Origin of the sequence: Stomatobaculum sp. F0698 (assembly GCF_030644385.1) — a bacterium.
Lineage (GTDB): Bacteria > Bacillota > Clostridia > Lachnospirales > Lachnospiraceae > Moryella.
This window is the reverse complement of sequence record NZ_CP130060.1, coordinates 2,010,701-2,036,061: the sequence shown is the minus strand read 5'-3', so window position 1 is coordinate 2,036,061 and position 25,361 is coordinate 2,010,701. Positions and strand designations below refer to the sequence as shown.

General features: G+C 50.4%; 21 protein-coding genes, 1 tRNA gene and 2 pseudogenes. 14 read left to right on the top strand and 10 right to left on the bottom strand.

The genetic code is table 11. The features are described 5' to 3' along the window. Nucleotides 1-102 precede the first annotated feature (102 nt). Nucleotides 103-369: an acylphosphatase gene (locus tag QU660_RS09215; protein ID WP_304946217.1), complete on the top strand. Its 267-nt coding sequence runs from the start codon at nt 103-105 to the stop codon at nt 367-369. 139 nt (nt 370-508) lie between these two features. Further along, nucleotides 509-1,939, top strand: coding sequence for a hypothetical protein (locus QU660_RS09210; RefSeq protein ID WP_304946216.1), 1,431 nt, complete (start codon nt 509-511; stop codon nt 1,937-1,939). Here the strand turns inward: QU660_RS09210 and QU660_RS09205 are convergent. After that, nucleotides 1,903-2,472: a GNAT family N-acetyltransferase gene (locus tag QU660_RS09205; RefSeq protein WP_304946215.1), complete on the bottom strand. Its 570-nt coding sequence runs from the start codon at nt 2,470-2,472 to the stop codon at nt 1,903-1,905. The genes QU660_RS09210 and QU660_RS09205 overlap by 37 nt on opposite strands. 267 nt (nt 2,473-2,739) lie before the next feature. On the opposite strand from QU660_RS09205, the gene QU660_RS09200 reads away from it, so the two are divergent. Beyond that, nucleotides 2,740-2,813: transfer RNA gene (locus QU660_RS09200), tRNA-Arg, on the top strand. Nucleotides 2,814-2,926: 113 nt separating this feature from the next. On the opposite strand, the gene QU660_RS09195 is transcribed toward QU660_RS09200, so the two are convergent. Next, entirely contained in the window at nt 2,927-3,259 is a 333-nt protein-coding gene (locus QU660_RS09195) for an ATP-binding protein (RefSeq protein WP_304946214.1), read from the bottom strand. Here QU660_RS09195 and QU660_RS09910 point away from each other — a divergent pair. Next, the gene (locus tag QU660_RS09910; RefSeq protein WP_276640758.1) at nt 3,254-3,508 is read left to right on the top strand and encodes an IS3 family transposase; all 255 of its coding nucleotides are present in this window, start codon (nt 3,254-3,256) and stop codon (nt 3,506-3,508) included. The genes QU660_RS09195 and QU660_RS09910 overlap by 6 nt on opposite strands. A gap of 108 nt (nt 3,509-3,616) precedes the next feature. Here QU660_RS09910 and malQ read toward each other — a convergent pair whose 3' ends face one another. The 5 genes and pseudogenes from malQ to QU660_RS09170 all read right to left on the bottom strand — a co-directional run bounded on the left by malQ (nt 3,617) and on the right by QU660_RS09170 (nt 9,776). Beyond that, on the bottom strand, nt 3,617-5,113 hold the full coding sequence (gene malQ, locus QU660_RS09190) for a 4-alpha-glucanotransferase (protein WP_304946213.1): 1,497 nt from the start codon (nt 5,111-5,113) through the stop codon (nt 3,617-3,619). A gap of 17 nt (nt 5,114-5,130) precedes the next feature. Continuing rightward, on the bottom strand, nt 5,131-5,982 hold the full coding sequence (locus QU660_RS09185; protein WP_276640748.1) for an endonuclease/exonuclease/phosphatase family protein: 852 nt from the start codon (nt 5,980-5,982) through the stop codon (nt 5,131-5,133). A gap of 89 nt (nt 5,983-6,071) precedes the next feature. Beyond that, entirely contained in the window at nt 6,072-8,276 is a 2,205-nt protein-coding gene (locus QU660_RS09180; protein WP_304946212.1) for a PTS transporter subunit IIBC, read from the bottom strand. A gap of 53 nt (nt 8,277-8,329) precedes the next feature. Next, a pseudogene (locus QU660_RS09175) lies at nt 8,330-8,746 on the bottom strand (IS91 family transposase); the annotation flags it as partial. A 133-nt stretch (nt 8,747-8,879) separates the two neighbouring features. Then, complete coding sequence (locus QU660_RS09170) at nt 8,880-9,776, bottom strand: AraC family transcriptional regulator (RefSeq protein ID WP_304946211.1); 897 nt, start codon at nt 9,774-9,776, stop codon at nt 8,880-8,882. 169 nt (nt 9,777-9,945) lie between these two features. On the opposite strand from QU660_RS09170, the gene QU660_RS09165 reads away from it, so the two are divergent. Then, entirely contained in the window at nt 9,946-12,213 is a 2,268-nt protein-coding gene (locus QU660_RS09165) for a glycogen/starch/alpha-glucan phosphorylase (protein ID WP_304946210.1), read from the top strand. A 140-nt stretch (nt 12,214-12,353) separates the two neighbouring features. On the opposite strand, the gene QU660_RS09905 is transcribed toward QU660_RS09165, so the two are convergent. Both QU660_RS09905 and QU660_RS09160 read right to left on the bottom strand, forming a co-directional pair. Then, the gene (locus tag QU660_RS09905; protein WP_330362083.1) at nt 12,354-12,482 is read right to left on the bottom strand and encodes a hypothetical protein; all 129 of its coding nucleotides are present in this window, start codon (nt 12,480-12,482) and stop codon (nt 12,354-12,356) included. A gap of 83 nt (nt 12,483-12,565) precedes the next feature. After that, entirely contained in the window at nt 12,566-13,063 is a 498-nt protein-coding gene (locus QU660_RS09160; protein WP_330693211.1) for a helix-turn-helix domain-containing protein, read from the bottom strand. Between the two features lie 483 nt (nt 13,064-13,546). On the opposite strand from QU660_RS09160, the gene QU660_RS09155 reads away from it, so the two are divergent. From QU660_RS09155 to QU660_RS09115, 9 genes and pseudogenes are all read left to right on the top strand, one after another. Further along, on the top strand, nt 13,547-14,311 hold the full coding sequence (locus QU660_RS09155; RefSeq protein WP_304946209.1) for a class I SAM-dependent methyltransferase: 765 nt from the start codon (nt 13,547-13,549) through the stop codon (nt 14,309-14,311). Nucleotides 14,312-14,494: 183 nt separating this feature from the next. Next, nucleotides 14,495-15,040, top strand: coding sequence for a hypothetical protein (locus QU660_RS09150; RefSeq protein WP_304946208.1), 546 nt, complete (start codon nt 14,495-14,497; stop codon nt 15,038-15,040). A gap of 395 nt (nt 15,041-15,435) precedes the next feature. Next, nucleotides 15,436-17,442 (top strand): Eco57I restriction-modification methylase domain-containing protein, encoded by a 2,007-nt coding sequence (locus tag QU660_RS09145; protein WP_304946207.1) that lies wholly within the window; start codon nt 15,436-15,438, stop codon nt 17,440-17,442. Between the two features lie 2 nt (nt 17,443-17,444). After that, on the top strand, nt 17,445-20,828 hold the full coding sequence (locus tag QU660_RS09140; RefSeq protein WP_304946206.1) for a DEAD/DEAH box helicase family protein: 3,384 nt from the start codon (nt 17,445-17,447) through the stop codon (nt 20,826-20,828). 557 nt (nt 20,829-21,385) lie between these two features. Continuing rightward, the gene (locus QU660_RS09135) at nt 21,386-21,781 is read left to right on the top strand and encodes a helix-turn-helix domain-containing protein (protein WP_304946205.1); all 396 of its coding nucleotides are present in this window, start codon (nt 21,386-21,388) and stop codon (nt 21,779-21,781) included. 11 nt (nt 21,782-21,792) lie between these two features. After that, nucleotides 21,793-22,818, top strand: a complete 1,026-nt coding sequence (locus QU660_RS09130; RefSeq protein WP_304946204.1) for a Fic family protein — start codon at nt 21,793-21,795, stop codon at nt 22,816-22,818. Further along, nucleotides 22,817-23,350: pseudogene (locus QU660_RS09875) on the top strand (BREX-1 system phosphatase PglZ type A); the annotation flags it as partial. The gene QU660_RS09130 and the pseudogene QU660_RS09875, both read left to right, overlap by 2 nt. 149 nt (nt 23,351-23,499) lie before the next feature. Next, entirely contained in the window at nt 23,500-24,186 is a 687-nt protein-coding gene (locus QU660_RS09120; protein WP_304946203.1) for an MBL fold metallo-hydrolase, read from the top strand. After that, nucleotides 24,183-24,539 carry a VOC family protein gene (locus tag QU660_RS09115; RefSeq protein WP_304946202.1) on the top strand — a complete coding sequence of 119 codons (357 nt, stop codon included), beginning with the start codon at nt 24,183-24,185 and terminating at the stop codon, nt 24,537-24,539. Before QU660_RS09120 ends, QU660_RS09115 begins: the two co-directional genes overlap by 4 nt. Nucleotides 24,540-24,657: 118 nt before the next feature. Here the strand turns inward: QU660_RS09115 and QU660_RS09110 are convergent, their stop codons facing one another. Then, nucleotides 24,658-25,242, bottom strand: a complete 585-nt coding sequence (locus QU660_RS09110; RefSeq protein ID WP_304946201.1) for a DUF3841 domain-containing protein — start codon at nt 25,240-25,242, stop codon at nt 24,658-24,660. Nucleotides 25,243-25,361 lie beyond the last annotated feature (119 nt).

Genomic DNA, 25,361 nt, shown 5'->3' with positions numbered 1-25,361 from the left:
TGCCATACTAAGATACAATCGAGATGACGGCATTCAGCGCTCGGGTAAAAGGATGCATGTCGCTTCGGTATAGAGAGGCAGAACAGGATAGAGGAGTCGCGTATGATACGGAAATACCTTCGGTTTTACGGCTTTGTGCAGGGCGTCGGTTTTCGCTACCGGGCAAAGTACGCCGCCGAATTTGCGGGCGCTGTGGGCTGGGTGCGAAATGAGGACGACGGCTCTGTCAGTATGGAGATACAGGGGACGGAAGTGCAAATTGACCGCGTGATCCTGGAAATCGAACAGGGACGTTATGTGAAGATTGAAAACATGGAGGCTCGGACGATTCCGCTACGGGAAGGAGAACGAGGCTTTCGGATACGATGAGCGTCTTCTTTCTATGGACAGACCGTATTTCTTAACTTGTTCCGCGATAGGGGGATACGCTATAGTTAGCCTTGATATATTGTTGCCGAAGCATCACGGAAACAGCAGGAAATAAGTTCATTTCGAGAAGGGAGTTCTTATGAGAAAGAAGAACGGTCGTATGCTGTTGCTTGCGACAGCGGTGGCACTCAGCGTTGCCGCCTGCGGAAACAAGGCTGCCATAAGCACTTCTGCGGAGAGCAGCACCGAGACAGAGAGCAGCACGGCGCAGGGAGAAGCGCCGAGCGGTGCGCCGGATGGAAAAGCCCCGGACGGAAAGGGCGGCCCCGGAGGAGCGCCGGGCGGAAGCAGCTCGGACTTCGAGTACAAGGGTGCCGCGGAAATCACATCCGCAAGCTCGACGAGCGACCAGACTTATGTGAGCGCGACGAGCGATGAGAGCGCTCTGCTCATTTCGACTTCCGATGCGGTGAGCATTGCGAATCCCCTGCTCACGAAGACCGGCGACTCCGACGGCGGTGACAACTGCAACTTCTACGGCCTCAACGCAGCGCTTCTGGTAAAAGGCGGTTCCAAGACCACGATTACCGGCGGAAGCATCACATCCAACGCGAACGGCGCGAACGGTATGTTCTGCTACGGCGGCAACGGGGGAAAGAACGGAGAAAGCGGCGACGGCACGACGGTCACCATAAAGGACACGAAAATCACCACCATGGGCGACGGCTCCGGCGGCATTATGACAACCGGCGGCGGCATCACAAATGCCTCGAATCTGAAGGTCACGACGACAGGCCAGTCCTCCGCGGCGATTCGAACGGACCGCGGCGGCGGCACGGTCGTGGTAGAGGGCGGCAGCTATGAGTCAAGCGGTGTCGGCTCCCCGGCAATCTATTCCACGGCGGACATCACGGTGTCCAACGCAGAGCTTAAGTCCTATCGCGCGGAGGGGGTCTGCATTGAGGGACTGAACTCCATCAAGCTTGAGAACTGCAATCTCACGGCGAAGAACACGGAGCGAAACGGCAATGCGACCTTCCTCGACAGCATCATGATTTACCAGTCCATGTCCGGCGATGCGGACAGCGGCACGAGCAGTTTTACGATGAACGGCGGCAGCCTGACCAGTCAGAGCGGCCATGTGTTCCACGTGACCAACACCGATGCCGTGATCACATTGAACGATGTGAAGATTGTCAACGAGGACTCCGAGAAGATACTGCTCTCGGTCTGCGCGGACGGTTGGAGCGGCGGAAAGAACATTGCGACCTTGAAGGCGAGCAAGCAGACGCTTGCGGGCGCAGTCAAGGTGGGCAACGATTCCACCTTAAATCTTGAGCTGAGCGACGGCTCGAGCTTTGAGGGCTCCGTGGACGGCAAAATCAGCAATGCGAAGGGCGAGACTGTCTCGACCGAAGTCGGAACCGTCTCGGTGACGCTGGACAGCACCAGTACCTGGACGCTCAGCGCGGACAGCTATGTGACTTCCTTTAACGGAGATGCGGCGAATGTGACGGCAAACGGGCACACGCTCTATGTGAACGGCGTAGCGCTCACGGGAACCAAGTAAAAAAGAGGGAAAGAGACAGGCGCTATCGAAAGTACTAAGGCATACAGAGAAAAAGAGACGGCGTTCCGCAGTTGCGGAGGGCCGCCTTTTTTAGTTCCCCAGCAGAGGCTGTCTGTTCGCTTGCCTACGAAGCCGAGTTTTTGCCAGAAGGGAATCAAATTGGGTTCGTAGTCATTGACCACGTCGATGCGAATGCGTGTAGCGCCACGGCTTCGAACCAGGGTCTCAAACGCGTGGAATGCTCGCCTTCCGAGTCCTTGTCGCTGCGCGGAGGCATCCCAAATAAGAAGGGACAAATACACATAACCGTTGGGGCGTTGCATATAGTCGAGAATGCCGAGGGGGCGCCCTCCCGCCGAGATGAGGCGGAGTCCAAAGCCGTGGCGTGCAGCCTCCCGGCGTTCTTCGTCGATAAAGTCGAGAGAAATTTGCTCCTGTCCGAGGTGGTGCAAAAGAAAGTCCGGATTCGAGTTGTAAATGCGGAGTGCCGTAAGACAGGAAGTTGTATCATTGCCGAGTGTTTCTATGTGCATGTGCTAAGATCCTCTTTGTTCCGCTTGTGCTTCCCGCGCAAAGCTTTTATAATATTATAACATAGGTTTCTGTAGCTCAGCCGGATAGAGCGTTCGCCGCCTAAGAAAAATGTTATCATGCGCCAAATCGAATTTTGCATTTTTTGTTCGGCGTTCGAAACGGGAAAGGGGGATTCAGAGAGCCGAAGTGTGGCGAGCAGAGTCATTTGATTCATGGTTTTCTTGACCATCACGGCAAAGCCTTGAAAATAAAGGAAAATCCAATATGTCTTCGTACCTCAGCTGGATAGAGGGTTCGCCTCCTAAGCGAAACGTCGGCGGTTCAAATCCGCCCGGGGACAGGTCCGGACAGGGGAAGATTGCACAATCTTCCCCTGTTTTCATCTAAAAAAACAGAGATCCGATTAGATGCAATCTAAAAAACAGGCTTTTTTTCTAATTCCGGAGTAAGTCCTCAGAGGGGACGCAAGCTAAAAATAGCGGGAGGTCGTGAGTTTTTCGCTGCACAGCAGTGTACCAGTTCCTTTATCGCATGAAGATCATTTTTAGTCAGCTCAATGTCAAGCCATTCATCAATGATGAAGAGTTTTGGCCTGGCATAGGCCTGCAGGACTTTGTCATAGCGCTTTTCGTCCCAGGCGACCGTACACTCCAGAAGGAAGTCTGCCATACGAACGTATTTCACTGTTATATACTGCTTTAAGGCTTCCATCGCAAGGGCACAGGCAAGATATCCTCTGTTCCATAGTGACAGAGGTTTCCAGTATACAGGCAAACCTTTCTGCACACGTTTAAAGAAACATCATATGAAGCAGAGTATGTCCAGAGCGCCCATTGTACCGACAATGGGCCGATGGAAGGTTTTTGGGGTATTTTGAAGCGGGAAATGTACTATGGCAAGAAGTTCACCTCAAAAGGAGACCTGATTACTGCTGTTGAATCCTACATCAGGTATTACAACACGGAGCGGATCCAGCGGAAGATGCATCTGATGACACCTGCGGAATTCCATGATCATTTCGATGCTGCGGCATAAGAATACCGCCAGCCGATTATTGCTCTGACTGGCGGTAAAGAGCTTTTTAATGATTCACTGTCCTCTTGACGGGTAGCACACCATTGCGGCAGCTCCCTTCCTCTTTTCTCATTTTCCGATCCTTCCGTACCGCTTCGTGATCTCATACAGCGTCTTCACTTCCTTCTCTCCGAATTCATCCTTCAGAAGACGCCATTTCCAGTTGTTTCCGTAGGTGGAAGGAGCGTTCATCCTTGCCTCGTTTCCGTACCCCAGAAGGTCCTGCATGGGGATGATGCAGAGTCTGCTGACGCTTCGCATGGCGGCGCAGATCAGGGGTATGTGCATCCCGGCGTCGGGAGTCGTATGGTCGCAGAAATAGTCTCTGACTGCCTCCTTCTCCTCCGGCTTCAGGCCCTCGGAAAACCAGCCGATCACCGTCTCGTTGTCATGGGTGCCGGTGTAGACCACACTGTTCTTTTCGTAATTGTGGGGAAGGTAATCCTCCGCACAGCCGGAATCTCTTGAGTCAAAGGCAAATTCCAGGACCTTCATCCCGGGATAGCCGCTGTCCTTCACCAGCTGCCGGACACTGTCCGTCACATACCCCAGATCCTCCGCGATGATCTCCCGTCCAGGGAAGGCTTCCGAGACCTTCCGGAACAGATCCATGCCGGGTCCCTTCTCCCAATGGCCTGCTCTTGCGTCCTCCGCACCGGCAGGAATGGAAAAATATTCATCGAAGCCGCGGAAATGGTCGATCCGCATCACATCATAAATATCAAAGCAGTTTTTAAGACGTTTCAGCCACCAGGCAAAACAGGTCTTTTTGTGATAGTCCCAGTCATAGAGTGGGTTGCCCCAGAGCTGTCCCACAGCGCTGAAGCCATCCGGCGGGCAGCCCGCCGCCGCGGTCTGTCGGCGGTTTTCATCCAGCTGGAAAAGTTCCGGATCCGCCCAGACGTCTGAACTGTCCAGGGATACATAGATCGGGATGTCTCCGATGATCCGTATTCCCTTCCGGTTCACGTAGTCCTTCAGCTGCATCCACTCTTCGTAAAACTCAAACTGCAGGAAACTGCAGAAACCGATGCCTTCCTCCAGGCGTTCCCGCGCCGCGGCCAAGGCTTCCGGATCCCTGAGTCTCAGCGGATCTTCCCATTCGTACCAGGGCCTTCCTCCGTTCTCTTCCTTCAGAGCCATGAACAGCGCGTAGTCCGGAAGCCATTCCGTCTTCTCCGTGAACGCCCGGAACTTCTCATTCTCTTCGATCCGGCTGTTTCTGTACGCCTTCCGGAGCAGCTCATAGCGGCGTTGGTACTGCAGCACGTAATCCACACCGCGCGGGTCGGAAGAAAGGCCGGCTTCGCGGCAGTCCGCCTCAGTGATCCATCCCTTTTCCACCAGCGTCTCAGGTGAAATGTAGTAAGGGTTGCCCGCGAAGGTGGAGAAGGACTGGTACGGTGAATCTCCGTATCCCACCGGCCCCAGCGGCAGGATCTGCCAGTAACTCTGGCCCGCCTCTGAAAGGCGGTCCGCAAACTCATATGCTTCCCTGCTGAAGCAGCCGATCCCGTATTCGGAAGGAAGGCTGCTGATGGCAAGAAGAATTCCACTTTCTCTCATGCTGTCTGCTCCTTTATTCATTCGATCACCGCCAGGACTCCGAAATGGTCGGAAAGCACCGGCCCGCTGATCCCGTTCAGGACCACCTTTGACTGAAGCACCCTGTGCCTTTTTGCGGTCCAGATATAATCCAGGCGCATGCCCGTATGTTCACCGTCCCTCCATCCGTCGATGTTTCCCGGAACGGTGATGCCGCTGTCTTTTATTTCGGCATCCTCATAACTGTCCCGCCACCCGAGGTCCAGGACCATGTCCCTTCCCTCTCCGCGGATCGCTGCGGGACTGTTGAAATCTCCCATAAGGAAACTGTCAGAACCGTCCTGCGGACGAAGCTTCCTTTCGCGGAGCGCCTTCTGCAGCCGTTCCATCTGCCCCCGGAAGTTTTCCTCCGGATCATTCCACCATCCCATGTGGACGCTCAAAAAGGCAGGCCCGTCAGCGGTGCAGGCCGCCAGCGCCTTCCGGGTCTTCCAGTTGGAGAAGTCCCGGACGCCGGAAATATAGAAACTGTCCGCGCCTGTAACAGGGCGGCGGCTGAAGATGGCCAGACCCTCATTGTATTTTCCGTACCCGAGCTTCGCTCCGGTCCAGGTCCACCAGTACTCCTGCTGCAGGCCCTGAAGTTCCTCCGCCAGGACCAGCGCACAGTTATCCTCCCGGACGCGGGAGTCCGGTCCGGCCGGCACCCAATGCATGGGGAGGGGGCCGGAGACCACCGGCCTGTCCTCCTCTTCACTGCATTCCTGGATCGCCGCGGCATCGATCTCTTCTTCCTTCATAAATGCCGCCAGCGCCTTCATCTTCTGATGATAAAGTTCCGGTTCAAAGTCACTTCCATGGCTGTGAATATTGATAGTAAGCAGTCTCATAGTTCTTTCCTCTGCGTATTGAGCAAAATCTGCCCGGTGAGCAGGCTCCCCGGGCAGATTTCACTCATTTTTTCCGGGGTGCTGAATTGTTACAGGATATCGTTGATATCCGATTTCAGCACGTCCGCCTTGGGTCCGTAAATTGCCTGGATGCCGTTGTCTTTCTTCACAAGGCCCATGGCGCCCTCTGCCTTCCACGCCGGAAGTTCAGCCACCTTGGAGAGATCCTTCACTGTCACGCGGAGCCTGGTCATGCAGGCGTCCACAAATTCAATGTTCTCCCGTCCGCCAAGGAGGGCGATGATACGCTCGGGCTGGCTGTTCCCGCCCGCTGCGTTTCCTGCCGCGCCGGCAGCGGGGCCTGCCTCTTCCTTGCCTTCGTCATCCATGTAGTTTCCCAGACGGCCCGGCGTAGCGTAGCCGAACTTTCCGATCATGAAATACGCCACAAAGTAACCGATCGCAAAGAAGACGACCACGCAGATCACAAAGTTTACCAGGTCCCCGGCAAGCCCTGCCTTCAGCGCCATGGGAACGCGGGTCAGGAACTCCAGGTTCCCGAAGGAATGAAGCCTGAGGTGGATAATGCCGGCCAAGGCGAACGCGCAGCCCTGGAGAACTGCGTACACCAAGTAGAGCGGCAGTGCGCAGAACATAAACATGAACTCCAGAGGTTCCGTGACACCGGTCAGGAAGACCGCGGCCGCAGTGGAGATCATCATGGACTTGTACTTTGCCCTGTGCTCCGGCTCCACCCGGCGGTAGATCGCCAGGGCGATGCCGAGAAGAAGGCCTGTGGCGCCGATCATCTGGCCAACCTTGAAGCGGGCAGGCGTCACCGTGGTGAGGAGGTTCGTATAGGCAGCGGTATCGCCCGCGTTCTTAAAGTTGATGAGATCCGTGATCCAGGCGAGCCAAAGCGGATCCTGTCCGAACACCTGGGTCCCGGCGTTGCTTCCTGTAAGGATCGTGTAGGTGCCTCCGAAAGAGGTATAGTTCATGGGAATGGTCAGCATGTGGTGCAGGCCGAAGGGGAGCAGCAGACGCTCCAGAGTGCCGTAGATAAACGGGGCAAGAATGGGGGAGGTGGAGCTGGAGTTCGCGATCCACACACCGAAAACATTGATGCCGCCCTGGACCACCGGCCACACTACGCTTAAGATGATCGCCGTCACCGTAGAGTAGAAGATCACCACCAGGGGAACAAATCTCTTGCCGTTAAAGAAAGACAGCGCGTCCGGAAGCTTCCGGAAGTTATAATACTTATTGTATGCGTTGGCGCCCACGAAACCGGCGATAATACCTACGAACACGCCCATGTTCAGCGCGGGCCTTCCCAGGACGTCGACAAAGTAATCCTTCACCAGGATCTCTTTTCCGAGCAGCGTGTGGGTGACTGCCGTCGGATCTTTCAGCATGGCCGAGCTCACACCCAGCATGGCGCCGGTGACGACATTGATGAGACAGAAAGCAATGACTGCGGCAAAGGCGCCTCCTGCTTTCTCCTTCGCCCAGGAACCGCCGATGGCGGCAGCAAACAGGATGTGCAGGTTTCCGATGATCGCCCAGCCGATCTGGGCCATGGTATTACCTGCCATGAGGCCGAAGCCTTCCGGGAAGCACATCGTCAGAATGTTGCCGAGACTGATCATCAGACCCGCGGCGGGCATGACCGCGATCACGGTCATGAGGGACTTGCCGAGCTTCTGCAGGAAGTCAAAGTCGATGGGGAACTTCTTTTTGGCGGAGGGTGCTGCCGCAGCTGCCTTGCCTGCCGGCTGTGTGTCCGAGGGGTCCGCTATCTGCGCATCTCCATCCGCGGCGGCTGCCGCATCCACGCTGATCTCCGCAGTCATGATCTCTTCCCCATGGCGGATCTCTCCTGTCTTTACAGAGAAGCTTCCCTCCTCTGCTCCGTCTGTCACCAGCACCGGCGTCACCGTGTTGATGCCCTTTGACTTCAGGAAGTCCATATCCGCTGTACAGAGAAGCTGACCCGCTTTCACTCTGTCCCCCACCTTCACCTTCGGGGAGAACCCTTCTCCCTTCAGGTTCACGGTCTCAAGGCCAAAGTGGACGATCATTTCGATCCCGGCGTCAGACCGGATTCCGTATGCATGAAGGCTCTCCGGAATAGAGACGATCTCGCCGTCTATCGGGCTGTAAATGTTTCCATTCTCAGGAATCACGGCTGCGCCGTCTCCCAGCACCTTTTCCGCGAAAACCTCATCCGGCACTTCCTCCAGCGGTATCACCCTGCCATCCAGAGGGGACAGTATCAACATCCTACTCATTTCCTGCTCCTTTCTGTTCATTTCCCTTCTCTTTTTAGTGTAATTTCAAGCTGTTTTCCATCTTCCCAAAGGTGTTTCAGCTCCGCAAGATACTTGCCACGGAAAAGGCGCGAAATGACCCTGATAGGAAGAAAGAACTCTTCTCCGTTGTCTTTCCAATGGTTTTTGGAGTCAAGACCGCCGTCAAGCACAACGGCATGGATGTGGGGATGGAAGTTCATCTCACTCCCCCAGGTATGGAGAATACAGATGTACCCGATATCCGCACCAAGATACTTGCTGTCTGAGGCCGGTTCCCGCAGTGTGTCAGATGAAGCGTGATAAAGGGCATCATACAGAAGCTTCCGGTTGCTATAGATTACCGGGTTCAGTTCCTCCGGGACAGTGAAGACTACGTGGAAGTATGGCGCATCCGGTACATCTTCCCGGCGGGCGTCCACCCACTTTTCCTTTGGGAACTCCTGGCACATACCATCCCGACAGCCTTTTGATACAGGCGTGCCGCAGGAAATGAAAAATGTGCAGAATAGTGCAGCCTGTATTTAATAGTATACTCGTTTTACAATCTTCTTAAAACGGAGAAATGTTGTATAAAGCCTTAATTTACGGGCTTTTTGTATTCCGGCGCCCGTGGGAGCGGTATTCCCTCTGGGACATTCCGTATTTGCGGCGGAAGCGCCGGATAAAATAAGAGAAGTTGTCGAACCCGCACAGGGAGGCGATGGCACCGACAGAGTCCGGGCGCTCCCTGAGCAGATAGGACGCGTAACTGAGCCGGTAATCCGACAGGTATTCGCCGAAAGTGAATCCCGTCTCGCGGCGGAAGACCCGCATGAAGTGAGCGTCGCTGTAGTCAATAAGACTTGCGGCGTCGCTTACCGTGATCGGCTCCGAAAAGTGATTCTGGACGTAGAGCAGGACCTGCTTGATGGCGTCCTCGTAGGGGGACGGCGGTAAGCTTTCCTCGCGGATCCGATGGGTGTAGAGCGCAAAGAAAAAACGAAACAGGCTGCTGCGCACCAAAAGAGAATAGCCGTCAGGCCTCTTGCTGCAGGCATCGTCAGCCGCGTCAAGGGCAGCGGATACCTCGGCGTGCATCGCGGTGTCCGCGTAGATCGGGCGGGGGAAGCGCAGGGTCCCCATCTGCAGAGGGGTCAGAATATTGCGCCTTGCCCAGTCGTTTTCAACCTGATTGTCCAAAAGGGAGAGGGGGAATATGATATTCTCGTACTCCATCCGCACGCCGGGGTCGCCGTCGATGGCGTGGAGTTCACCGGGGAGGATGGGCATGATGGAACCGGCCATGACGGGATATTTGCGGGAAGAGGCGGTCACTGTGCCGCGCCCTTTTTTGACATAGATGATCTCCATCTGGTCGTGCCAGTGCAGATCCACCCGGGCAAAGTCCTGGGGGACGGTACACAGGTAAGTGTTGTAGGCGAAACCCGGCTGCTCATGCAGCAGGGTCTCTCTGTATTGTGAGTATTCCTCGAGATTCATAAAAACGGAACCCTTCTTTGTGCCCTTCTTTGTGCTGAATTAATTAATATCATTATTGTACTATTATTTGCCGTTATTCTGCAAGATTATCACACATATAAATCATTATAATGCATTCTAATAATATGGAACCATTGTAAGCAGCGGAGATCTTCCGCAGGAGGCAGTAATGAATACATTAAAACTCAGAGATTACACTGGAAAAGCACTTAGCGAGTGCACGATTCTGGAACTTTACAACGCGGCGCTGGCCCTGACGCAGGATGCCTGCAGGAACAGGGGATACAACAGCGGAAAGAAGAAAGTTTACTATATTTCGGCAGAATTCCTGATCGGTAAACTTCTTTCCAACAACCTGATCAACCTCGGCATCTACGATGATGTGAAAGCGGAACTGGCTGAGGCTGGGAAAGACATTACGGAGCTGGAGGAATTTGAATACGAGCCCTCCCTCGGAAACGGCGGCCTTGGCAGACTTGCAGCCTGCTTCATCGACAGCCTTGCGACACTGGGCCTTCCCGCTGACGGCGTAGGCCTGGCCTACCACTGCGGTCTGTTCAAACAGTCCTTCGAGGACCGCAAGCAGCACATGAGACCTGACTACTGGCGCAAGTGGGGCATGGCCAACTGGATGAAGCGCACCGACAAGCACTATAAGGTGCAGTGCGGCGATCTGGAGCTTCTTTCCACCATGTATGAGATCGATGTCACAGGTTACGAAAGCAAGTGCGGACGCCTTCGTCTTTTTGACCTGGACACGGTCAATGAGGGACTGATCGGCTCGGGTATCGGTTTTGACAAAAAAGAGATCGAGAAAAACCTGACCCTCTTCCTGTATCCCGATGACAGCGATGAGGACGGAAAGCTTCTCCGCGTCTATCAGGAGTATTTCATGGTCAGCAATGCCGCCCAGCTGATCCTCGACGAGTGCGTGGAGCGCGGCAGCAACCTGCATGACCTTGCCGACTACGCGGCGATCCAGATCAACGATACGCACCCTTCTCTGGTCATTCCGGAACTGGTGCGCCTTCTGACCGAAAAGGGCATTGAGGAGAAAGAAGCATATCAGATTGTGACTGATGTCTGTGCTTACACGAACCACACGATCCTTGCTGAGGCACTGGAGACATGGCCCCAGCACTTCTTCAAGGCTGTCGTGCCGCACCTTATGCCGATCATCAAGAGGATGAATGACGCTGTTAAGGCAAAATATGAAGAACCTTCCGTTCAGATCATCGACGAGTACGGCAACGTGCATATGGCCCACATGGACATTCACTACAGCCACTCCGTGAACGGCGTCGCGAGACTTCACACTGACATTCTCAAGGAGACAGAGCTCAACAATTTCTACAAGCTCTATCCCGAGAAGTTCAACAACAAGACCAACGGCATCACTTTCCGCAGATGGGTCATCGAGTGCAACCCTGAGCTGACAGAGCTGATCACCGAGAAGATCGGCGAGGGCTGGAAGACGGACGCCAGACAGCTTGAGCAGCTTATTCCTTACGCGGAGGATGAGACTTTCCTGCAGTGCATCCTGAACAGGAAGAACACGAAAAAACACAAGTTCTCCGCATGGCTTGAACAATATCAGGGCGACAAGGTTGACCCCGAGTCCGTCTATGACGTGCAGATCAAGCGCCTGCACGAGTACAAGAGACAGCAGCTCAACCTCCTGTGGGCCATCGACCGTTACCTGCACATCAAGGACGGTTACAGGCCGAGAAGACCGGTCACGGTATTTTTTGGCGCAAAGGCAGCTCCTGCCTATGTGATCGCCAAGGATATAATCCATGCGATTCTCGCCTTCAGCAGCATCGTGAACAACGACCCTGAAGTGAGTCCTTACCTCAAGGTCGTCATGCTTCGCAACTACAACGTGTCCATGGCGGAGAAACTGATCCCCGCATCGGACATTTCCGAGCAGATCTCACTGGCCTCCAAGGAAGCCAGCGGGACCGGCAATATGAAGTTCATGCTCAACGGCGCTGTGACGCTGGGAACCATGGACGGAGCGAACGTCGAGATCGCGGAACTTGTCGGGGAAGACAATATTTTCACCTTCGGACAGTCCTCCGAGGAGGTCATCGAGCACTATAAGAACGCGGATTACGTCGCAAAGAACTGGTATAAGAAGGACAAGAGACTTGCCGCGGCTGTGGACTTCCTGGTCAGTGAAGAGATGCTCGAAGCCGGCGACAGGAAGCTTCTCAAGCAGCTCTATGACGAGCTGCTTGGCAAAGACTGGTTCATGACATTCCCTGACTTCGAGAGTTACTGCAAGACCAAGGACAAGGCTCTGGAAGCTTATGAGGACAGAATGGGCTGGGCGAAGAAGATGGCGGTCAATATCGCCAAGGCGGGCTACTTCTCCTCCGACAGAACGATCGACCAGTACAACAATGATATCTGGCATTTGGAGAAAGACTGCTGACCGCAGGGAACAGAATATCGTGCAGAGAACCCCCCCGGAGATCCGATTTCCGGGGGGTTTAACTTGCCCCATTAAGGCCTCTCTGCAATAATAAAAGTGGAGGATTATGTCAAAAGCGGGGCATTATTGCAGCGGAGATTTTAATGCTCCGCCATCTCATGGTAGATGGTATTGAGTTCCTGATTATACCAGTCATTGTTATGGATCACAGCTGTCTTGGTATTATCCGGAACCAGGATACGGGTAACACCGCCGAAGTACTCATACATATGTACATGAGCTGTGATCCAGGCACGCTGTTTCTCATCGATAAAGGCTTCAACGTAAGGGTACTGGCTGTACGTCATAACGCCTACAAAGAGAAATGCCGGGATGATCTCACCGGTATCCGGATTGGTGATCTGAGCAGGATCTCCGGCCCAATCGACCTCGATCTGCTCACCGGCTTTCGGTTGATATGCATCGTAGCATGGCGTTTCTGTTCGTCCTGCTGGATGTAATAGCAAAACTGGGAATGCATTAGGGGATCGTCGCCGGACTGGCGGCACTCCTCCAGGTATTCCGTCCAGAGGAGTTTTTTGTTGACTCCGTTGCGAAGCAACTCCTTCTGGATGTAGTTGAAGTCAGGCATCCGTTTTGTTGATGACACTTGCTTCTGTGCGGATGGAAACAACTTCTCCGCAAGGACGGCATCGGTCTCGTTGGCTTCCAACGGCCAAAAGATGTTGAGCTCTTTGGCGCGCTTAAGCACACGGTTGACCGTTTTCTTGGATACACCGCTACTGTCAGCGATGCTCTGTTGACTGAGACCCAGACTTGCCAGGCGCAGAATCTCTCGGTACTTGGTCATATGAGCGACCTTCTTAGCGAAAGGCCGTGGGTTCGACTCCCGCCAGGAACAGCATAAAACGGGAGAAAGATTAAAAAATCTTCCTCCCGTTTATTTTCATAATATACGACTTAATTTGAATGTTTTGTGGGATTTCAACACAAACAGTGCAAGGACTGCGGATATTTATAAATAATAGCTGAATGGAGACGATAGAGATTTTGCTAATAAAGGCGATAGCCGGAAAGAGTTCTGTTTCCCCACGATTAGATAATCTAAGACCTGTCTAATGAGAATTTGTGGATATTTAACGACAAAGGTGAACATCGACAAAAAGAGCGCTATCGCTTCTCGGGCGTAAGGCTCCGGGTTCGACTCCCGTCAGTAACGGAGCGCTTCTTCAACAAGAAATTGACAAATCAGAATTCCTAGAAGCGAGAATAGTGTTATGGCAACACCTCCGACTCAAAGCGCAACAGCATAAAATTACGAGGAGGCTAAGAGATGAGCGATTATATCAAATTAAATGAAGATAGATGGAATCATGTAAAAAATGACTATACCGAGCCGTTGACACATGAAGAAGTGGAAGAAGTTAGAAAGAATCCGATTTCTGTTGCATTAACTGTCGGGAAAAAGGTTCCGATAGAATGGTTTGAAAAAGCCAACGGGAAAAAGATATTAGGTTTAGCCTGCGGCGGCGGACAGCAGGGACCGGTTTTTGCGATAAAGGGTTATGATGTAACCATAATGGATTTTTCTGCATCACAATTACAAAGAGATGAGATGGTTGCTGAAAGAGAAGGCTTAAAAATCAACACGGTTCAAGCCGACATGACAAAACCGTTCCCGTTTGAAAATGAGACCTTTGATATCATTTTTAATCCGGTTTCAAATGTTTATATAGAAGATTTGGAAAACATGTATCAAGAGGCTTCTCGCGTATTGAAAAAGGGTGGACTGTTAATGGTCGGATTTATGAATCCTTGGATATACATGTATGATGCTGACATCGTATGGGACAAACCCGACGAGGAATTACTTTTAAAGTTTTCAATCCCGTTTAATTCAAAAGAGCTTGAAGCGGAAGGCAAGATAAGCATAAATCCGGACTATGGATATGAATTCAGCCATACCTTAGAAACGCAAATCAGAGGACAGCTTAAAAACGGTCTCGCGATGATAGATTTTTATGAATCGTGTGACAAGAGAAATAGATTATCGCGTTACGGAAATGACTATATCGCTACACTTTGCATTAAACTGTAATGTTATAGAACACACTTCGGGAGAATGGCCCGCTTCATTTTTTAGAAGGGTTAAAAGCTAAAATAGAGGAGACATGAAGTCGGTTCAAGGTGACTCCGGTCATGAGCGGAGCGACAATGTTTTGCCAACGTAGTAAGAGACCGTGCGTGAAAGCTATCGTTCATACGGAGATGAAGAGGGAATATGTTTGAACTGACAAAACACAAGGCCTACAAGTTATTGAAAACAACATGGAGTCGCGTGAGTCTCGATTATGTGATTCTCTCTGTCGGCAAGGAGTATGAAGGCTATGCCACACACAAGCTTGCGGTGATTGAGGCATTCCGAATACTGGAACTCAGGTTTGCCGCGTCCGCGTATCAACTGAATATAGAGGCTGATAACATGAGGGCAACAAAAGTCGATACGGAAGAATTTTTGATGCCGCCGAGCCATGCGTATTATGAGGACAGAACCAAAAAACAGACATGTATCCATGTCCCCGCGCCTATGCCCTATTGGTATGCCTTTTTAGAACCGCCGTACGGAACACCGTATTTAAAGTCCGATTTCATCCGCTTTAACGATATCCTTTTCCCGAACAGGCAAGCGCTTGAAGTGTATCGATGGAACGATGATTTTTCGAATTACTTTGATGCAGGCAAAGAGTGGTGGGGGACCGGATTATGGTCCGCATACGACAGGAAAACCGGCATTATGGTTGTAATCGGGGCGTCACAGACGGATTAAAGCGACAACGGTATAGGATATTTGGGAAGGCCCCGTAGTGACGGAAACGCACTGCGGGGCCGTCTTGTATCGTGGACGAGGCGAGGATAATCCCATGTATTCCGTTGAACTTCATAGGATTTTCCTCTGAAGCAGAGGTAACCTCGAGTACTCTCTTGAGTCCGCTTGTCCTAAGGCTTTTCGGAAAGTTGCAATAGGTGTCGTTTGCAATCGGAAAGTCGTAAAAATAGTTGGCATAAACAGTCAATAAAAATTGATTTCATTCGCCGGACGGCTTATGATGGATTATAGCCTTGATGCGAGTATTGAGGCGATTGATTTTGTGCACGTTGACGGAGAATAACCGTACGGATGCAAGATAAGATTTGAAAAAGCAGAAAGGGAGAATCCCTTTGATGGAAAAACTGATAGATATAAGTAGCTATCCGGTCGTGGATGTGCTGGATTTGCTGTTGCAAGACAAGTCGACAAAAAAGAATATCATTTGGGCAACGGACACTTACGAAGAGTTTGGTGAGGGCTTTACCGACAAAGTACATATGCTTACAAATGAGCTTTTATTGCGTCCGGATATTATCCGACCGCGCATACAGAAGTCGCTGGAGGCACAGGCACAGCGGACCAGAAAAAAGGCAGAGGTGTTTACACCGGCGTGGCTATGTAATCGGATGAACAATCACTGCGATGAGGACTGGTTTGGTCATTCGAGCGTATTCAATACGGAAAAGGAAGATCATACGTGGACGGTTACAGAGGGAAGAATCGATTTTCCGAAGCGAAAAAAGTGGCAGCATTATGTAGATTCCAGACGGCTTGAGATTACCTGCGGGGAGGCACCGTATCTGGTTTCCCGCTATGATGTCTCAAATGGGGAATTGATTGTTCCCTTGGTGCGGCGTATCGGAATGTTGGACAGGAAGCTAAGAATTGTCAACGAAAACACCGATACATATGAGGAGTGGCTAAAGTGGACAATTCGTGCATTCGAGGCATCTTACGGCTACGAGTACCAAGGCGACAATGTTCTGATTGCGAGGATCAACCTACTACTGACTTTTGTCGAGTACTATGAGGAACGTTGGGGGCATTCTCCGAATGACAAACTGTTGGAGAAGATGGCAAATAAGATAGTTTGGAATGTCTGGCAGATGGATGGGTTGAAAGGATCTATTCCGATGGGAGCCCTGTACAAGCAATATCACCAGCTGACAATTTTCGATGTGTTTGGTATGGAGGAGGCCTCAGGGAAAATTGTGCCTGAGGAATATATCCCATGCAGTATCTTTGACTGGAGGGGACAGAATAAGAGCATGGATTTCAATGCATTCCGGGAAAGGAGAAACGGAAGTATGAAGTTTGATTATATCATAGGCAATCCGCCTTATCAGGATGAGACGGTTGGGGACAATGCGACATATGCACCTCAAATATATAATAGATTCATGGATGCATCTTATGAGATTGCACAGTCTGTAATATTAATTCATCCAGCACGGTTTCTATTTGATGCGGGAAGTACTCCGAAAGCGTGGAACAAAAAGATGTTGGATGATGATCATTTTAAAATTCTGTGTTATGAAGCTGATTCAAAAAAAATATTCCCAGGGATGGAAATAACCGGTGGAATTGCAGTTTCATATCACGACTCAAACATCAGTTTTGGCCCGATTGGAGTTTTTACCCCTTTTGATGAGTTGAATTCCATCCTTCACAAAGTGATTTACAGAGATGACTTTAAAGGTATGGATAAAATCGTGATATCAAGAACAGCATATCGAATTACTGATAAATTACATAAGGAGCACCCAGAGGCGGTATCACAGCTAAGCAAAGGTCATGCATATGATATGGCATCAAATATATTTGAGAGACTTCCTCAAGTATTTTTTGATAAATGCCCAGAAAATGGGGGAGAGTATATTGTGATTCTGGGAAGAGATGGAGGAGATAGGGCGAGAAAATATATACTGAGAGATTATGTCAAACCAGCAACGAATCTTGATAACTATAAAATTGTGTTAGCACGTGCAGATGGTGCTGCAGGAACTATAGGAAAGCCGATTCCAGCAAGAATACTCGGAACTCCGGTAATAGAGATACCAGGGGTTGGAACAACAGAGTCCTTTGTCAGTATTGGCTCTTTTAATAGTGACTATGAAGTTGGTAATGCGTTTAAATACTTAAAGACAAAATTCTTTCGCACATTGGTCAGCGTTTTAAAAACAACTCAGGATATAACACCAGACAAGTTTAAATATGTACCAATTCAAAGCTTCATCCATACATCCGATATTGACTGGTCTAAATCCGTTGCAGAAATCGATCGCCAGTTATACTTAAAGTATGGACTTTCCGACGAAGAAATTTCCTTCATCGAGACACATGTAAAGGAGATGGAATAAGAATGGAGGTTAAGACAACACCCAAAATCCAATCCTTTATTAAAGTTGAACCTATGATTTATGCCTATGATACACCAGGCGTTTTGGAGCACAACGGTTGGATTAAGATAGGCTACACGGAAAAGCAGACACCGGAACAGCGTATCAAGCAGCAGAGCGGGACGATAACTATCGGGACGCGCCTGCTTTGGAAGGGATTTGCTCGCTACACAGATAACTCCGGAGACAGCTTTAAGGACAGCGACTTCCACGCTTTTCTGGAGTTTGAAAAAGGAGTTGAGCGCTGGATCGAAGAACATAAGAAAAAAGAGTGGTTCCGCATAGACAAGAGCACGTCCAGAGATTACTTTGACGAGTTCGCCGCCCGTGGCACGCTTGCCCAAAACGAACAGAAGCTCACATATACGCTACGCGAGGAACAGGAAGAAGCGGTATGTATGACCAAGGCCTACTTTGAAGGAGGAGGCTCGGAGTTCCTCTGGAATGCGAAGCCTCGATTCGGGAAGACGCTAACTGCCTATGAACTTGTGTGTCGGATGAAACTCTCAAAGGTTCTGATTGTCACCAATCGTCCTTCCATTGCCAACTCATGGGCTGAGGATTTCCGAAAGTTCATCGGCTGGCGCGGAGAATTTTCCTTTGTATCGGATACCGATGCGTTAAGCAAGAAACCCAGCGTGCTTTCACGAAATGAGTACGTTTCCCGTATGCAAGGTGAAGGCAAGGGGATGATTGCCTTTGAGTCTCTGCAAGGGCTTAAGGGCTCCGCTTATTTTGGAGGTAAGTCAGATAAGCTGTCATGGATGGCAAAGGAGTACAGGGATAATCGCGGGAAAAAGATAAACGGTTTAGAATTTGACCTGCTTATTATTGATGAGGCGCAGGAAGGTGTCGAGACTATACGTACCGAGCGCGCCTTCAATAACATTTCCCGCAAATACACGCTGTATCTTTCCGGCACTCCGTTTAAACAACTGGCTTCTGCACGTTTTTCCGCGAACCAGATTTATAACTGGTCCTATGCGGATGAGCAAGAACGCAAGGAAAGTTGGGACGAAGAGGATCACAATCCCTATGAACCTTTGCCGCGTCTTGCCATGTATACCTATCAGCTATCGTCCATGATTCGCGAGCGAATTGGGCGCACGGATCTTGATTCCGCTGAATACACAGACTATACCTTTGATCTGAATGAGTTTTTTGATACAAACGAAGCAGGAAAGTTCATTCATGAGGCTGAAGTAAAGAAGTTCCTGCATGCGCTGGCGACACAGGAGAAATACCCGTTTTCGACACCGGAGCTGAGAAAGGAACTTTCTCATACCCTCTGGTACCTCAACCATATTCAGAGTGTAGAGGCACTTGAGAAGTTATTGGCAGCGGATCCTGTTTTCAGCGAGTACTACGTTGTGAAAGCTGTCGGTGACGGCAGCACCAATGAGGACCGGGAAACTTCTGCCAAGAAGAATTTTGACCGCGTAAAAAAAGCAATCGCCGAGCACGACAAAACCATCACCCTGACTGTAGGTCAGTTGACCGTGGGAGTAACGGTTCCGGAGTGGTCCGGGGTGTTGATGCTTTGTAACTTGAAAAGTCCTTCTTCCTACATGCAGGCAGCATTTCGGGCGCAGAACCCTTGCATGCTTACAGTGAATGGTGAGACCTTTCGAAAAGAGACAGCTTACGTCTTCGACTTCGATCCGGCAAGAACACTGATTATTTTCGATGATTTTGCCAATAACTTGAACGCAGAAACGGTGAGTGGACGCGGTACTTCCGAAGAGCGCAAAGAGAACATTCGCAGGCTTCTAAACTTCTTCCCTGTCCTCGGTGAGGATGACGAAGGCCGGATGATAGAGCTGGATGCCGCTGCCGTTCTGTCCATCCCGAGAAAACTGAAATCTCAGGAAGTGGTTCGTTCCGGGTTCATGAGTAATTACCTTTTCAACATAGGCAATGTTTTCGGTGCGCCGACAGCCATACAGGCCATTGTCGAGAGACTTCAGACAGCCCATGAAGATAAGCACAAAGACAATAAAGAGGCACTGGACAACATGGGAAATATTCGTGTTGGCGAGGATGGCGAGGTTGAGGTTCCCGAAGAGATTGTTATCGGACAGGCTCAGAACTACTTTGCGGATAAGAAGTATGAAGATGTACCGATTATTCAGCAACAACTTGATAATATCCTGCATGAGAGGCCAGACGATTATGGAAGCTCCTCCGTTGTGGACGAGCATTTGAAGAAAATTGCAGACAGCGTAAAGGAAGCCGTGAAGGAACGTGTGGCTCCGGTTATGGAAGATTATAGTCCGAAGAAGGCGGCTAAGAACCGCATTGAGAGTCAATTTGAGCGTGAGATTGAGCACTCTTTCCGGAAGATTTCGGATGATTACAGAGAGGAAGAGTCTATTGCTCGCGTTGAATTGGAGCAAAAACGGAAGGCAGCGCAGACCGAAAAGGATGTTAAGGATGCAGAGATAGAGTTCAATCAACGAATGCAAAGCTGCCTGGAAGCGACAATGAAAGCTGCTAAGGAGCAAATCCAACACACGATGGATGAGAAGCCCGTCGATGTGATTCAGCATCTGGAGAAAAACAAGGCCGAGGCTGAAAAGCGCGTTGCCGAGGAAGAAATCCGTGCCCACCTTAGAGGATTTTCCCGTACCATCCCGAGCTTCATCATGGCGTACGGAGATGAGGGACTTACGCTTGCAAACTTTGATGATTACACGGAAGATGATGTCTTCTTCGAAGTCACCGGAATAAGCGAGGAAGATTTCAGATTTCTTCGGGACGGTGGAGATCGTCTCAATGCCGAAACCGGAGTAATGGAGCATTGGGATGGTTGCCTGTTCGATGAGACTGTTTTCAATGACTCAATCAAGGAGTTTTTGCGGAAGAAGCAGGAGCTTGCGAACTACTTCGATGAGACCCATACAGAGGATATCTTTGACTACATCCCACCACAGAAAACGAATCAGATTTTTACCCCTAAGCGGGTGGTGAAGATGATGGTGGAAAAACTGGAAATAGAGAATCCGGGATGCTTTGATGATCCGACCAAGACTTTTGCGGACCTCTATATGAAGTCAGGCTTGTTTATCACAGAGATTGTGAAGCGTCTGTATAACAGCGCGGCAATGAAGGAAGCGATTCCTGACGATGGGGCAAGAATTCGTCACATCTTGCGTAAGCAGGTGTTCGGAATGGCACCGACCAGAATTATCTATCTGATTGCAACGAACTATATCCTCGGATTTGATGAAACACTAAAAGAGGAAACACACAATTTTGTTGAAGCGGACGCGGCGGAAGCATCTAAGAACGGAACGCTGACGGAACTGGTAGATAAGTATTTTGAGAATATTGGGAATGAAAATTGAAGAAAGCAAATGTGCAAAACCGGAGACCTAAACCGGTAAAAAGGTTAAGATTTCCGGCTTTGCAATTACGTGGAATCGGTATGCAGTGAATTGGGAAAAATTAATATAACGGCATATAGAAAGTGGCTAATCAAGAGCCGTAAGTAGGTTACTGGGGTATTCTGAGAAAGCCAGCGGTTTCTTTAGATTCATGTTTGTTCCTCAATTCAGAAGAAAAATAAAAAGGCTAAACCAAGAGGTTCAGCCTGGTTCCCGACACGCATTACCTCGGGCAACCCTGTTGAGTAGACGATAGCAGATAAATAGATTGAATTCAAGAGTAAGGGGGAAATAAGGGGGGCATGTTGTATATGTAATATACCCTCCGGCACAAGTCACTTTAGGTGCTCGGCATAATTCCCTACTCTTTTTGCAACGACTGAGAGTTACTCTTGGACATCTAAAGTCAACAGGAGTTTCATTTCCTGTAACCTGTGAATGGAGTTCTTTGTAGTGGTACAGTGAATTTATAACACCTCGGCCTGATAGATTATAATGTCAGCAGAGGAGAAAAGTACATGACTCGAATATCAGACGAAACCAGACGAAAAGTTGTTCGTGCACACATTCAGGACGGGCGCACGATTACCAGCCTTGTGGCTGAGTACGGCATATCCAGAGCCACCGTTTCCAACTGGGTACGCTCGTATTGCGAAGAATGCCAAAACAATGATGAGGAGAAGTCTCAGCTGGAGATGATGGAAGAACTTCATCGTCTCCGGCGTGAAAAGCTGGCCAAGCAGTTGAAGGAATACCGGGAATACGATGAGAAGCTGGCACACCTCGCACTGTCTCGCATTCAAATGAATCTGGATGACGGTGTAAAGAAGAATTACCGTAAGATCCAGACCGCAAATGACGGAAAGTTCTACGAGGTTCTTGCGGATTCAAAGAGCATCATGTCGAAGGAATGAGGTTCGATACGATGAGCGAAACATATCAGCCGCCGTTTCGTATGACGGAGGAAATTACAAACTTAATCGTTGAGATTGGTCAATATGTCGGCTCGATTACAACGTATGAGTCTATGCACCGAAATCCGGTTCTTCGAAGAGAAAACCGGATTAAATCCATCTATTCTTCATTGGCGATTGAACAGAATACACTGTCTCTTGATCAGGTCAGTGATGTAATCAATGGGAAACGTGTACTTGGCCCGCCGGAGGATATCCGGGAAGTGAAGAATGCGTACGAAGCATATGAGCGTGTTTCCGAGCTTGATCCGTACAGTGTTAAGAATCTGCTCTATGCCCATAAGCTGATGACGGAAGGGCTGGTAAAAGAAGCCGGGAGATTCCGCAGCGGCAATGTCGGCGTATATGCCGGGGACCGCTTGATTCATGTCGGCACACCGGCAAGATATGTTCCCGAGCTGGTGTCGCAGTTAATGACCTGGCTAAAGGAATCCAAATACCATCCGCTGGTAAAAAGCTGCATCTTCCACTATGAGTTTGAATTCATTCATCCCTTTGCGGATGGGAACGGACGAACCGGAAGGCTCTGGCAGTCGCTGATCCTTCGGAAATGGAATGAGCTGTTTGCGTGGCTGCCGGTGGAAACTCTGGTGCATGAGAATCAGGAAGAATACTACCGTGTACTGCAGAAGGCAGACAACGCGGGAGATTCCACAGAGTTTGTGGAGTTCATGCTGGGCATGATCCGCAATGCACTGAAGGAATTGCGTGACAATCAGACCAAGGGTACCAATGAAGCCAATGCTGAAGCAAATGAAGCTAATTGTGAAGCCAATGAAGCGAAACGCGGGACAATCGAGGATCAAATCCTGCGGCTCATTCGGGCAAATCCTAAAATCTCGCAGACACGGATTGCGGAAGAGCTCGGCGTTTCCCGCTCTACGATTCAAAGAGCCTTTGGCAAGCTGATTGAGAACGGATGGGTTCGGAGAAGCGGCGGAACACGGGGATCATGGATCATACAGGAGAAACACTGATAGGGCAGAGCTTGCGGAGGATATAGCTTCTATCGAACCGGAGAATGCCAAAGTCTACCGGCTGGAGCCTGACAATCGGTTTATGACAAAGCGCTTTCCGGAGCGCGAGGATACGAGCACGAACTACTTAATCTATGCACCGTTTCCGAAGCCGGATGTGAAAGGCAACTACTTGGAAGATACGATGTTGTATTCCAAGCGCTTCTTTGCCGACCGGGCTTCTCTGCTTTCTGTGGATCTCGGAATTGAGGAGAGATATAAGCCCACCATTGAAAAGCACATCAAGTTCTTTGCGAATAAGGAAAGGACGCAGTGCTTTTAAGATCCGGAGATTGAGAACTTTAACGAGGAGAATATTACGGTAGGTCTTCTGAGTGCTATCTGTAAGACCCACACTTGTTCCTTGGAAGAGGTGTTGCGTGTCATGCTCACAGAAGGAGCAGCGGAATATAATTAATTTCTCTCGGAAATGGAGAAATACAATCTTCAGAGCTCCTTCTGGAAGCTCTGCGAGCAACAGTTTAGCTATACCCGGTCGTTTATGATGATGCGACCAGAGCGGAAAGTTTCCGCCATCCCGTGATTATGGATTTGGCATTTGCTGATGATTACGGTTTTACCTTCTGACAGACGGAAGGGAGGGGGAGGCTTGTAACAAGTTGTTTCTCTCGAGGTGACATCATGAAAGTAACGTACTTAGACCACAGCGGTGTTTTGCTGGAATATAAAGACCGCTACTGTATTTTCGACTACTACAAGGGTGAACTACCGCTGCTCGACAGGGAAAAAGAAGTGCTTGTATTTTGCAGCCACTGCCACGGGGATCACTATAATCCGAAGATTTTTGAGCTTCTGGGCGAGAGGGGCATGCGTTACCGGGCGGTGTTGGCGAATGATATCAATGATGAGAAGCGCTTGGCGGAAATCCGACGTATCTTTGTTGCGCCGGGTGAATGCAATCAACTTGAGGGCGGGATTCGTGTCGAGACCCTGCGTTCAAACGACAGTGGCGTCGCGTTTATCGTGAGCTGCGACGAAGGGATTGTTTACCACGGCGGTGATTTGAACGACTGGTATTGGGAGGGAGAACCGGAGGAAGAGAACCGAGAGCTCCGTGCAATTTTTCACACGGAGATCGGAAAAATCAAGGGCAGACATTTTGATATAGCCTTTGTGCCGCTCGATCCGAGACTGGAAGCGCACTACGCGGACGGACTCTTGTATTTCCTGGAACGTGTGGACTGCAATGCCGTTTTTCCGATACACTACTGGGGAGAGCCGGATGTGATTCAGCGCTTTCTCACGGAATACCCGCGGTATAGCTCCCGCATCAAAAACACGGAGACAGCGAAAGGAGAAGAGATATGAAGTTTAAGATGATACACGAGAATTTGAATGTTGCGGATTTGGAGCGCTCCATTCGCTTTTACAACGAGGCCCTCGACTTACACGAGGTGAGACGGAAGACGACGGACGATTTCATCATCGTGTATTTAAAGAGCGAGGTCGGGGAATTTGAGTTGGAACTCACTTGGCTTAAGGACCATCCGCAGCCGTATGACCTCGGCGAGTGCGAATTTCACCTCGCGTTTCGGGCGGACGATTTTGACGCAGCGCACAAAAAGCACAAGGAGATGGGCTGTATCTGCTTCGAAAACGAGGAGATGGGCATCTACTTTATCGAAGATCCGGACGGCTATTGGCTTGAGATTTTGCCGTAATGAGAGTTTGTTGTAACGCGAAAAGGACAGAAAAGCGAAGTTACGCGCTTCTGTCCTTTTTGCTTTGAGCAGCGCTGCGGGGGTACAGCCGGGGTGAGGAAAGAAGGGCTTTGTCCTACTACGGGGAATCGAATTTGGCGGCGGCGCGAAAGAAGCGAACGTCCCGAACTTGTTCAAGCCGGAGTTCCCAGAAGGTTGCCTGAATGTAGTAACCTCTTCGCGACCAGTCATTGTCCAGGGTGCTTAAATCAAAGACACGCTCCCAGTTTATTTCTTTCATGCGGCGCTTCTCGGAAGGGGAGAGCGCCTCGTATTGTGCCTCGAGACAACTGTCTTCTTGCTCGCTATCGGAGAGGAGGCCATTGCTCAAGATGATGCACCAGGCGTCAAAATCGGATAAGAGAACCTCTCGGTCCGGAATTTCGATTTCGAGACAGGCAAAACGTTCTCCGTTGCAGCCGACAGCCCAGCGCTCTTTGCGGAGATCGGGTTTACGGTGTTTTCCTTGCTGTTGATACCATGCCCAGACCGGGTAAGAGACCTTGTCCGGCGGCGGGCCGATGCGTTGTTTCATTTGTCGTACCAGCCAGTCGTACTTCTCGCGACAATCTTTCATCGGTGAGAGATTTAGATCGCAGCGATAGACGCCGGTTTTCAGAAGCTCGTTGTAGACGGCTTCCTCCTGAGAAGTCCAAAGTAGCATGGTTCTCCTTTCTGTCGCTTCGAAGCGTTTTCCGCAGGGGGGTGCGTTTCCCGGCTTCTCCGACATCAACCGCTATTTACGAGTCGCCTCGCACGATGAAGGGCAAGCGGACTTGAGAA

Coding starts and splice junctions, on each gene's coding strand:
- QU660_RS09115 (WP_304946202.1), top strand. CDS start 24,183: ATGAAGTTTAAGATGATACACGAGAATTTGAATGTTGCGGATTTGGAG.
- QU660_RS09145 (WP_304946207.1), top strand. CDS start 15,436: ATGGAAAAACTGATAGATATAAGTAGCTATCCGGTCGTGGATGTGCTG.
- QU660_RS09150 (WP_304946208.1), top strand. CDS start 14,495: ATGTTTGAACTGACAAAACACAAGGCCTACAAGTTATTGAAAACAACA.
- QU660_RS09120 (WP_304946203.1), top strand. CDS start 23,500: ATGAAAGTAACGTACTTAGACCACAGCGGTGTTTTGCTGGAATATAAA.
- QU660_RS09165 (WP_304946210.1), top strand. CDS start 9,946: ATGAATACATTAAAACTCAGAGATTACACTGGAAAAGCACTTAGCGAG.
- QU660_RS09140 (WP_304946206.1), top strand. CDS start 17,445: ATGGAGGTTAAGACAACACCCAAAATCCAATCCTTTATTAAAGTTGAA.
- QU660_RS09185 (WP_276640748.1), bottom strand. CDS start 5,982: ATGAGACTGCTTACTATCAATATTCACAGCCATGGAAGTGACTTTGAA.
- malQ (WP_304946213.1), bottom strand. CDS start 5,113: ATGAGAGAAAGTGGAATTCTTCTTGCCATCAGCAGCCTTCCTTCCGAA.
- QU660_RS09905 (WP_330362083.1), bottom strand. CDS start 12,482: ATGTATGAGTACTTCGGCGGTGTTACCCGTATCCTGGTTCCGGATAAT.
- QU660_RS09135 (WP_304946205.1), top strand. CDS start 21,386: ATGACTCGAATATCAGACGAAACCAGACGAAAAGTTGTTCGTGCACAC.
- QU660_RS09130 (WP_304946204.1), top strand. CDS start 21,793: ATGAGCGAAACATATCAGCCGCCGTTTCGTATGACGGAGGAAATTACA.
- QU660_RS09205 (WP_304946215.1), bottom strand. CDS start 2,472: ATGCACATAGAAACACTCGGCAATGATACAACTTCCTGTCTTACGGCA.
- QU660_RS09160 (WP_330693211.1), bottom strand. CDS start 13,063: ATGACCAAGTACCGAGAGATTCTGCGCCTGGCAAGTCTGGGTCTCAGT.
- QU660_RS09210 (WP_304946216.1), top strand. CDS start 509: ATGAGAAAGAAGAACGGTCGTATGCTGTTGCTTGCGACAGCGGTGGCA.
- QU660_RS09180 (WP_304946212.1), bottom strand. CDS start 8,276: ATGAGTAGGATGTTGATACTGTCCCCTCTGGATGGCAGGGTGATACCG.
- QU660_RS09170 (WP_304946211.1), bottom strand. CDS start 9,776: ATGAATCTCGAGGAATACTCACAATACAGAGAGACCCTGCTGCATGAG.
- QU660_RS09155 (WP_304946209.1), top strand. CDS start 13,547: ATGAGCGATTATATCAAATTAAATGAAGATAGATGGAATCATGTAAAA.
- QU660_RS09215 (WP_304946217.1), top strand. CDS start 103: ATGATACGGAAATACCTTCGGTTTTACGGCTTTGTGCAGGGCGTCGGT.
- QU660_RS09110 (WP_304946201.1), bottom strand. CDS start 25,242: ATGCTACTTTGGACTTCTCAGGAGGAAGCCGTCTACAACGAGCTTCTG.